The organism is Salinivibrio sp. HTSP (assembly GCF_003390965.1).
Lineage (GTDB): Bacteria > Pseudomonadota > Gammaproteobacteria > Enterobacterales > Vibrionaceae > Salinivibrio > Salinivibrio kushneri.
Map to the genome: position 1 here is coordinate 1 of NZ_PXUD01000022.1, position 9,934 is coordinate 9,934.

The window sequence follows — 9,934 nt, forward strand, 5'->3', positions numbered from 1 at the left end:
TCTTGAGCTGCCCAAGCACCAGGTGGTTTTCGCTGGCATACGCACTCATGCGCTCGCCCTGAGGCGCGAATTGGATTCAAGCATTCACGAATGCGGTCTTAAGTCATTCACTATTGATCACAGGAGAACGAACCCAAGCTATAGAGTTTTATGAAAAATCACTTAGTTATCAGTTAAACCTCTCTGAGGGTGACAACAAGGTTTTCGACGCTACCTTTAAAACCATCCCGGACCCAAGGGCGTAATCGATCTGGTTATCATCGAGCGCTAATCAAGGTTGTAAAGTAATGGCGGCTTTTACTTTACGTAGAAGCCGCCATTTTTATTGTGTGAACTAAAACACATTTGCCCGTCACCGATAAGACAAGATGATTGGAACCCTATTAGTATGGCGAACTGGTTAATAATTGAATAAATGGATTTATTATCAATAGCTTAAATATGGAAATTCTCCCAGAAATCGAAGTGTCGAACGCGCAGCATGAGGCTATTCAAGCGCTTAGAAACAAGGCATTTCCTGACCACCAAGTTTCCCGTTCTTACTATAAGCAGCTTCTCCACATGCGGGCATTGCAGTACCAAGGTAATCAACTGATTGGTTATATGGGGTTGGATTATAGGGCAGTGAATGTCGGTGGCGACGTATACAAAGTATTAGGGGTGAGTGATTTTTGCATCGACAGCGCTTGGCAAAGAAAAGGGATTGGCTCGGGTATGCTGGCGCAACTGACTGACTATGCCAAAGACAAAGATGTTGATTTCATTATTCTCATCTCTGAGCTGCACGATTTTTATGTGGCTAATGGCTTTCAGCTTGTCGAGTCACATGCCTCTTGGCTACGCATTCATGAACATACCAACTATGGCGTAGCGGTCGAGTATGTCGATGAATTGTATGTAAAACCGATGAAAGACAAATCATGGCCAGCAGGGCATATGGATTGGCTTGGGTATATGTATTAATACCCTCGGTAGACGTGGTTTATGGCGTGTAAGAGGGGTGAGACGGCTTTAGCTGAGCGCCTGCAGCTATCTGCAGGCGCGTGATGATATCGGCGACTAAACGCCCTTGCTATTGCATCACTGCAAACGACTCATAAGGGGCTAGTGTGTAGGGAGGGGGGAATTAAAATAAGATAATAGGTAATTCATGTGCTTACGGAGGATAGATGAAAAAGGGCATACAGATTGCATAATTTTCTGAAATTAAGGGTGTTTAAAACGCCTGTTTATTTTGCAACTTGCAAAATTAAAAACAATCAGTTATAAATTGAAATAGTCCTCACGGACCACGCCCTGACTAAAGGGATTAAGACGTTCAGTGACAGTGACATCCAAAGTTAGATCAACGTCCTCACGGACCACGCCCTGACTAAAGGGATTAAGACTAGCGTTAGACAAACGTTACTTAACAAAGGTTACGTCCTCACGGACCACGCCCTGACTAAAGGGATTAAGACCTCAAAAGTATCAGGAAACATAATGTTTTCTACATGGTCCTCACGGACCACGCCCTGACTAAAGGGATTAAGACAAAAACCTGTACGACGAAAATGCACTAGACGACATGGTCCTCACGGACCACGCCCTGACTAAAGGGATTAAGACTGAAGCGTCGTGGTTTTCAGTGAACGAAGTGTCATGTCCTCACGGACCACGCCCTGACTAAAGGGATTAAGACTTAAGAGTCCAAGCTGATTAACGCAAACGCGTCAGTCCTCACGGACCACGCCCTGACTAAAGGGATTAAGACTTATAATCGTGATAATTTACCACAAGGGCCACATTGTCCTCACGGACCACGCCCTGACTAAAGGGATTAAGACCGTATCGGATCGGTCGTCACGGGTAATCCATTTTCGTCCTCACGGACCACGCCCTGACTAAAGGGATTAAGACCGATGCGGTCGCTCACCAGCATCAAGGCATCTTTGTCCTCACGGACCACGCCCTGACTAAAGGGATTAAGACCGATAGCAGTAGTCTCGCATCTCTTCCAGCTTACGTCCTCACGGACCATGCCCTGACGAAAGGGATAGGTAGTGCCTAGGTCCTAGACTCCTAGGCCCTTGATTTCACCCCCTGACAAAAGCATCCCGCTTCATCATCACGTCCCCCCGCTTCATCGCTTCCCATACGCAACACTTGTTCACCAATTGGTCATCCCGCCTATTTTGCATCGCACTCTGTAACCTAAGCATGGTTTTACAGCACAGGGGCGAGCCATGCAGACACAAACCATCACCGTCACCACCGCCAGCCAAATGCAAGACTATGCCGATCAAGTCTGGGCGTTGTTGGTGGCCAGTTATGCCCATGTGAAAGGTGGTCTGCATTACACCAATAAGCCGCACATGCTGGCACAAACCCAGCGCTGGCAATTGGTTGTGCGTGGCAAGCGGGTGATCGCCGCGATTTTATTTAAAGCCAAACGTGGCTGGAAATTAGTGGCAATGGCCGCGTGTCGTCGTGCTAAATCGGCCGCGCGTGCCGCGCTAAAACGACTCATTTGTGGCGCCCTCCCCAATAGTTGGATGGAGCTTTCTGAACGCGCCGAACACTTTGTGATGCTGCACTGTCATGGCCACCAATACCTGATCCACGCCAGTTTAGTCAGCGAGTTGCTGAACAAACCCGTGCGGGTTGATGAGGCCGACAGTTACCACTATGTGCGTGACATTGCTGGGATCCCCAAAGCCAAGATCATCGTGGGTACACCGGCGCGGCGCTAAGACTTTCACCAATTGGTCGAGGGCCGCGGCCCTTATCCCAGTGAGATAGCATTGAGTCATTGCCACAACGCAGCCAGCAAGGCGCGTTGTTTATCACAGCAACCCGATAACAGGAGAACGCTTATGACGCGGAATCAACACACCCAGGCGCAGATGCAAGGTAGCGAGCAGAGCATGACAGGCGCAAACCACCCGCGAGAGCACAGTTGGTTTTGCATGTTTGGCGAGCTTGGCAATCGGCCGGTGAATATTTTAGTCACGGGCGCAACAGGATGTGGTAAGTCATCCACCATTAATGCGCTGTTTGCCGCCGATAAGGCCAAAGTCGGACAAAGCCCCGATCCGGAGACCATGGCCATCGAGCAGTATCAGTTCAACAACCTGGTTTTGTTCGATAGCCCAGGGTTAGGGGATGGCCGCGAGAGCGATATTCGGCATGCGCGTAATATCATCAATAAGCTCGAAGAGTGCGATGAAAACGGTGAATTACTGATCGACCTAGTGCTAGTGGTGTTAGATGGTAGCAGCCGTGATCTTGGCACCTCGTTTGAGTTGATTAACGAGGTGATTATTCCCGCACTGGGCGAGCATACCGACCGCTTACTGGTGGGGATTAACCAAGCCGATATGGCCATGAAAGGGCGGCATTGGGATCCGGTTAACAATCAGCCACAGCCACCGTTGGAGGCATTCTTGCGTGACAAGATCCAATCAACAAAGCGCCGGATTAATGAGGCCACCGGTGAGGATGTCGAGGTGGTGCATTACGCCGCAGGCTACAAAGAGGGCGACGAGCAACAACCCCCCTATAACATGGGAAAGTTGTTCGCCTATATCTTGCGCCACGTGAAAGCAAGCAAACGTGTGGCGTTAATGCGCGACATTAATCGTGACAAAGCGATGCGTAAGCACAACGATAGCGATGAAGACTATCGCGAGTCCGTGCGCAAGTCGTTGTGGGAGTCAGTCACCGAGGGCGCGGAAAAAGGCGCAGAGTTGGGTAGCTACTTTGGTGCCCCAGGAAAAATGCTGGGCGCGGCCGCTGGAGCAGCGGTTGGGTTCTTTGTTGGGCTATTCAGTTGAGGTGGCCCAGAGGCGGCACATGCCGCCTTAACTCACAGCGACAGTAGTGACACCCTTTACAGGCTAGATAATAGGAGAAGCGATGTCTTATTTCACCCAGCTCGATACGGCGATGCGCCAACGCGGTCTGCTATTCCCGCTTGATGTGTTACTGGTTGGGGCCACCGGCAGTGGCAAAAGCAGCACCATTAATGCACTGGCAAAGGCCCCGGTGGCAGACGTTGGCAGTGGCGTTGATCCGCATACCCAGCAAATCAGTGGCTATGCCATGTCAGACAGCCTGCGTTTTCATGATTCTGCCGGGCTGGGGGATGGCAAAGCCGCCGATCAACGGCATCGTTTGGCGATTCAACGTAGCCTTGAAGAAACCTGTACCAGCACGCAAGGCGGCGGCGAGTATGGCTTCATTGATATGGTGGTGGTGATCTTAGAAGGCGGGATCCGAGACCTGGGTACCAGTGTCACACTGCTGGAAACCGCGGTCTTGCCGTATATTGCCCCAGAGCGGGTGGCGGTGATGATCAACCAAGCCGATATGGCGATGAAAGGGCGACACTGGGATAGGATAACTCACTCGCCCGATCACACCTTGGCTGACTTTTTAAGCCAAAAAGCGGCATCCGTACAAGCGCGGATTGCCGAGTCAACGGGGCTCTCAATCGCACGGCCTGTGTGTTATAGCGCAGAATATCACTACAACCTTGAGGCGGTCATGGCGCACGTGCTCGCCCACCTGCCAAGGCATCGACGTCGTGTGCAATCACAATCGGCGTAATCGGTATTAAGTGAGGAGAAAAGCAGATGAAAACCTATGCAGGAACCGGTGTGGCTTTCGGGTTAACCTCTGGGTTGGCGGAAAGCTTTGTTGATAATGTTTTACGTGACAAAGTACAACCCGTGCCCGGTAGCCTTGTCTATTGCGATTTGGCGCTCGCGTTTGAGCATTCAGGGATTTATGTGGGGAATGACCAGATTGTCCATTTAAATGGCGACGGTCGAGTCGAAGCCGTGTCGCCGGCGCGTTTTCTACAACGCCTGGGTGGCTTTAACCCGGCGATCAGTATTTATGTTTCATGCCGCGATAAGCAAGCCGTCGGCTCACCGGCGGCCGCCGCGCGGGCGATGCAGGAGATAGGCAAGCGTCAAGACTACAATGTGCTGTTTGACAACTGTCATCAATTTTCGTCATGGTGTTTGTCGGATAACCGTGCAAACAGTGACAGTTTTACCTGGATGCTAAAAGACACCGCCAAGGCGCATTTGCACGCCAATACTTGGCGCGTGTGGGATTGGGAAGATTAAAATAAATCAATAAGCCGCTCAGCCGCTTACGCGCGGGAATAAAAAATGGCACGTCATTTGCGTATTTTGTTAAAATTAAGCGTGTTTAAAACGCTTGTTTATTTTGCAACTTGCAAAATTAAAAACAATCAGTTATAAATTGAAATAGTCCTCATGGACCATGCCCTGACTAAAGGGATTAAGACGTTTTTCTCGGTAGAAACGTTTGGTAAAGTAGGTGTCCTCATGGACCATGCCCTGACTAAAGGGATTAAGACCAGACATCTGCGGTATTTGGAACATCGCGTTTGAGTCCTCATGGACCATGCCCTGACTAAAGGGATTAAGACGTTCTAATTCATCATCATCATCCAACTGGGTATCGTCCTCATGGACCATGCCCTGACTAAAGGGATTAAGACTGAATTTTGGATTCTCACACAGTATCTCCAATAGGTCCTCATGGACCATGCCCTGACTAAAGGGATTAAGACTAAGTCATCGTTAACCGCTACTAAGTGACCATGGGTCCTCATGGACCATGCCCTGACTAAAGGGATTAAGACACGCCAGCACGCACAAAGCCTTGAGTGGTTTTTTGTCCTCATGGACCATGCCCTGACTAAAGGGATTAAGACTCCTTCCTCTAGTGGAATTAGTGAATGAAATGAATGTCCTCATGGACCATGCCCTGACTAAAGGGATTAAGACTTTGTTAGACTTGCTAACATCTATCATTCCATAAGGTCCTCATGGACCATGCCCTGACTAAAGGGATTAAGACTCGCTGCTATATTTCAACTTGCCGCCTCGCTTTGGTCCTCATGGACCATGCCCTGACTAAAGGGATTAAGACCTAGATCCCCTAATGCTGATTCGCTTTCACCGCTGTCCTCATGGACCATGCCCTGACTAAAGGGATTAAGACTATTCATTTTCGCTTGGACAGACAATGGATTATCGTCCTCACGGACCACGCCCTGACTAAAGGGATTAAGACGCGTCAACGACCACAATTTTCTCGATTTCATTAGTCCTCACGGACCATGCCCTGACTAAAGGGATTAAGACCGAATTTGCTTTTTCTTCTTACGAACTTCCCAAGGTCCTCACGGACCACGCCCTGACTAAAGGGATTAAGACCTGCAATCCCTGAAAAAGGTCTCGTTTAGATACTGTCCTCACGGACCACGCCCTGACGAAAGGGATTGATAGGAGTGCCTAGGTCCTAGAACCCTAGGCCCTAGGATCTTGATTTCACGCCCTGCCGACAGCGAACCTCCTTGTGCTTGATTTTTCTGCCATCACCAATTGGTGATCCGTGCGCTGGCGTCGAATAATCGATAAGATTATCCTCATCACTTGCCCGCGATACTGGGCAGCGTTTAGCGACCCATTACCCCAGCCCCATAAGGAGATGCCATGCAACACGTCCATATCAATCTGGTCTCGAACCAACTGCTCCCGAATCTTATTCCCGCACTGGGCGACAACGCCTGCACGCATGTGATCCTGGTGCTTGGCGATCACACGCTCAAAGCGCGCGCCGAGGCGTTAGCCGATATGTATCGTGATCGCGATATTGAAGTGACACTCTTTGAAGGCCGGAGTAGTCATGATGTGGCGGCGCTGAAACAACAAGCGCGCGAGGTGATCGATCGTCTCAGCACCGAGTTTGCGGATATGCGCTGGATATTGAATGCCACCGGCGGCACCAAACCCATGTCACTCACCTTTACCAACGCGTTTAACCAATACAACATCATGGCCAAAGCGCACGCGGAGCCAGGGCAAGATCCCAATTGGGCGTTAATCATTTATACCGATAGCCAAAACAAAGCGATTCCGATCTTAAACGACGAAGACGGGCTGCAGTTGCCTCCCTTGCCTTATCAGTCGGTGCTCAGCTTGGATCAGTTGCTTGAAGCCAATGGCTTTATGATGACCGGCGCCATTGATGCCAGCAACGATGACGAGGTGGTGGCGCGTGAAGCCTTGAGCCGGTTTTTAGCCAAGCACTATAGTAAGGAGAAAAACCCCCAGATGCTCGGCCAGCTACACTTTCACGCGAGTGAGGCAGCCAAAGATTACCCGAATACGGCGACCCAAATCCTTTCCCACGCGCCGTTCAATACATGGGCCAAGCTCTATCAACGATTGGCGGATGAAGGTTTAATTGAATGGAGCGAGGGAGAACAGGAGATCACCTTTACCAGCTATGAGGCATGCCGCTATTTAGCTGGAATGTGGCTAGAGGAATTAACCTATCTAGTTGCCAAAGGCGCTGGGTTTGAAGAAGTGATGATGAATGTGGAAGGTGTATGGGGCGATCGCCATGATCGCGCAAACTTTCTAACTGAAAACACCGCGAGTAAAGGTAAAAACAACGAATTTGATGTGTTAGTGCGCCACAATAATCAGCTGTTAACCATCGAATGTAAGGCAGTCAATTGGCAATCTAAATTTGCCAACAGCCAAGATGTGACCCAAAAACTGGATAACCTGAGCCGTAAGTTGGGGGGGGTATATGGGCAAAGCTTATTAGTGAGTGTTTATGCTTGTCCTGATGCAATGCGCAACCGTGCTAACGACGTCAATATTGCGCTTTGCGAGCCGGTCACGATCAAAGCCATCGAGGCCGCGCTGGCTAAGTGCCAACAAAACATGCGCTAGCATAGAGGGATGCGGGTAGGAGTCAGTGCGGCATGATCTATTTGGTGACACGCCATCAAGGCGCTGTAGAGTGGTGTGCAAGACAAAATGTGCAGGTGGATGCGTGGCTCCCTCATTTGGACGTAGAGACGATTCAAGCTGGGGACACGGTGATCGGTACGTTACCGATCCCACTGGTTGCTGCCGTCGCGGCCCGTGGCGGCCGCTACTGGCATTTAACTGTGCCGGTCACCTGGTCACAACGCGGGCAAGAACTGACCGCCACGCAACTGGAGAGCATGGGCGCCTACTTGCAAGCGTATCACGTTAAGGCGGTTGAGTAGGGCAACACCAGGCGTTCACCAATTGGTGAACACAGATCATGGGTAAATGCGCTGAGTACACTGGGGCCATGTTCAACGATGGAGCTTGGCTTATGACCACAGTCGTACTGGATTCGCCCGACTATCATGTCCACATTAACAACCAGGTGCTACATATACAGCATAACAGTGCGCCGCCTCGCTTGTTGCCGCTTAATGCCATCGAGCGGGTGGTGTTAGGCGCAGGGATCACGCTAAGTACTGACTTACAACTTGCGTTAGCAGGCGCAGGCAAAGAGCTGGTGGTGATTGGCCGTAAACACTGTGTGAGCCTGTTTAACCCCCACGCTGCGCCCAATAATGTGCGTATTCGCCAATATCAAGCCGTCTGCGAGCCAGCCAAGCGCGCTAAGCTGGTCCGTGCCCTGCTTGATGCGCGGCGAGCGGGGCAAAATCGTGTGTTAGCCAAGCTGGGCTGTGTCCAGCTGCCTGCCTTGACTCACACCCAAGGCCACCCCATGTTGCAAGAGGCACAGCTAAGCCATCAATATTGGCGCCAATGGGCAGTGGCGTTTTATCATGACGGCTTTAAAGGCCGAGAGCGACAGCCGCCCAACGATCCGATTAATGCTTTATTATCGCTGACTGCCACGCTAGAAGATCAGGCGTTAGCGCCGGCGTTACTGGCCGAGGGGTTTGACTTAGCCATCGGTTTGCATCATGCAACTGGCTATCGCCGCGCCAGTTTGGTGCTAGATGTGAAAGAGCTCACACGTGCGGAACTCGAATTATGGGTGATCACCCAGTGGCTGGCGGGTACCTTCACGCACGCGCATTTTTCATCCACGGCGGCGGGTTGTCGGTTAACGCGAGAAGGGCAACAACAATTTTACCCCAAGTGGTTTGCGTGGCAAAAAAAGCGGCGTCCAGCATTACGTCGGTTGGCGCGTCTTTGTCGTTATGCTATGGAGAGGGCGTAATTTATGGATAAACCCCTATGGCTAATCAGCTACGATGTGAGCCACCCCAAGCGGCTACGGCGTATTTATCAATATTGCAGCCAGAACGGTTGGCCGTTACAAAAGTCCGTGTTTGTGTTTGCGCTCAATAAAGCGGAAAAAGCACAGGCTTGTCAGGAGCTTATTGACTTGCTTGACAGTGATGAAGATAAGCTATTGTGTATTCCGTTTAATCCCACCGCGGGCAGCTTTCATCTGATGCCGCCCACTGACCTGGTGATTGCCCATGATGATCCCCGCTTAACTCGGTTCGTTCAATAACACGGCATGGGAATTGCTTGATTTTAAAAGTTATCCACTGTTTAAAACGCCTGTTTATTTTGCGACTTGCAAAGGTAAAAACAATCAGTTATAAATAGAAATAGTCCTCACGGACCACGCCCTGACGAAAGGGATTAAGACCCGACGTCTTTACCCAAACCCGTTTCTTCAATCAGGTCCTCACGGACCACGCCCTGACGAAAGGGATTAAGACTTAAGTGTTTGAAGTCTGAGCTGTTGCGTTTAGACGTCCTCACGGACCACGCCCTGACGAAAGGGATTAAGACTTTTGGTGTTGGCGCAATACGATATAGGGAAATCCGTCCTCACGGACCACGCCCTGACGAAAGGGATTAAGACCGGCGTGTTGAAGCAGTAAACTATTACGGTGGGGGTCCTCACGGACCACGCCCTGACGAAAGGGATTAAGACGTTAGGCACCTCTTTCCACTCCTTGCCATTCTTGGTCCTCACGGACCACGCCCTGACGAAAGGGATTAAGACTTTAGCGGGGTCCGGATCGCGTAAGTGTACCTTGGTCCTCACGGACCACGCCCTGACGAAAGGGATTAAGACATCTCGC

General features: G+C 50.6%; 9 protein-coding genes and 3 CRISPR repeat arrays. All 9 genes read left to right on the top strand.

Features of this window, described 5'->3' with window-relative positions; translation table 11 throughout:
- Positions 1–441: 441 nt before the first annotated feature.
- The 9 genes from C7A19_RS04490 (at position 442) to cas2 (ending at position 9,351) form a co-directional block, all read left to right on the top strand.
- Positions 442–963, top strand: a complete 522-nt coding sequence (locus tag C7A19_RS04490) for a GNAT family N-acetyltransferase (RefSeq protein ID WP_116644300.1) — start codon at positions 442–444, stop codon at positions 961–963.
- 315 nt (positions 964–1,278) lie between these two features.
- Positions 1,279–2,043: a CRISPR direct-repeat array (repeat unit 38 nt; unit sequence GTCCTCACGGACCACGCCCTGACTAAAGGGATTAAGAC).
- 182 nt (positions 2,044–2,225) lie between these two features.
- Entirely contained in the window at positions 2,226–2,732 is a 507-nt protein-coding gene (locus C7A19_RS04495) for a hypothetical protein (RefSeq protein ID WP_116644301.1), read from the top strand.
- A 123-nt stretch (positions 2,733–2,855) separates the two neighbouring features.
- Positions 2,856–3,815, top strand: a complete 960-nt coding sequence (locus C7A19_RS04500; RefSeq protein WP_201264067.1) for a GTPase — start codon at positions 2,856–2,858, stop codon at positions 3,813–3,815.
- Between the two features lie 82 nt (positions 3,816–3,897).
- Positions 3,898–4,590 (top strand): GTPase, encoded by a 693-nt coding sequence (locus C7A19_RS04505; RefSeq protein WP_116644302.1) that lies wholly within the window; start codon positions 3,898–3,900, stop codon positions 4,588–4,590.
- A 26-nt stretch (positions 4,591–4,616) separates the two neighbouring features.
- A complete protein-coding gene (locus C7A19_RS04510) occupies positions 4,617–5,117 on the top strand; it encodes a lecithin retinol acyltransferase family protein (RefSeq protein ID WP_116644303.1) in 501 nt (166 codons plus the stop codon).
- Between the two features lie 147 nt (positions 5,118–5,264).
- A CRISPR array of direct repeats spans positions 5,265–6,311; the repeat unit is 38 nt; unit sequence GTCCTCATGGACCATGCCCTGACTAAAGGGATTAAGAC.
- A 207-nt stretch (positions 6,312–6,518) separates the two neighbouring features.
- The gene (locus C7A19_RS04515) at positions 6,519–7,769 is read left to right on the top strand and encodes a DUF1887 family CARF protein (RefSeq protein WP_116644304.1); all 1,251 of its coding nucleotides are present in this window, start codon (positions 6,519–6,521) and stop codon (positions 7,767–7,769) included.
- Between the two features lie 32 nt (positions 7,770–7,801).
- On the top strand, positions 7,802–8,092 hold the full coding sequence (csx16, locus tag C7A19_RS04520) for a CRISPR-associated protein Csx16 (RefSeq protein WP_116644305.1): 291 nt from the start codon (positions 7,802–7,804) through the stop codon (positions 8,090–8,092).
- A 92-nt stretch (positions 8,093–8,184) separates the two neighbouring features.
- Positions 8,185–9,051 (top strand): CRISPR-associated endonuclease Cas1, encoded by an 867-nt coding sequence (gene cas1, locus C7A19_RS04525; protein ID WP_162300245.1) that lies wholly within the window; start codon positions 8,185–8,187, stop codon positions 9,049–9,051.
- A gap of 3 nt (positions 9,052–9,054) precedes the next feature.
- On the top strand, positions 9,055–9,351 hold the full coding sequence (gene cas2, locus C7A19_RS04530; RefSeq protein WP_077608934.1) for a CRISPR-associated endonuclease Cas2: 297 nt from the start codon (positions 9,055–9,057) through the stop codon (positions 9,349–9,351).
- A 103-nt stretch (positions 9,352–9,454) separates the two neighbouring features.
- A CRISPR array of direct repeats spans positions 9,455–9,927; the repeat unit is 38 nt; unit sequence GTCCTCACGGACCACGCCCTGACGAAAGGGATTAAGAC.
- Positions 9,928–9,934 lie beyond the last annotated feature (7 nt).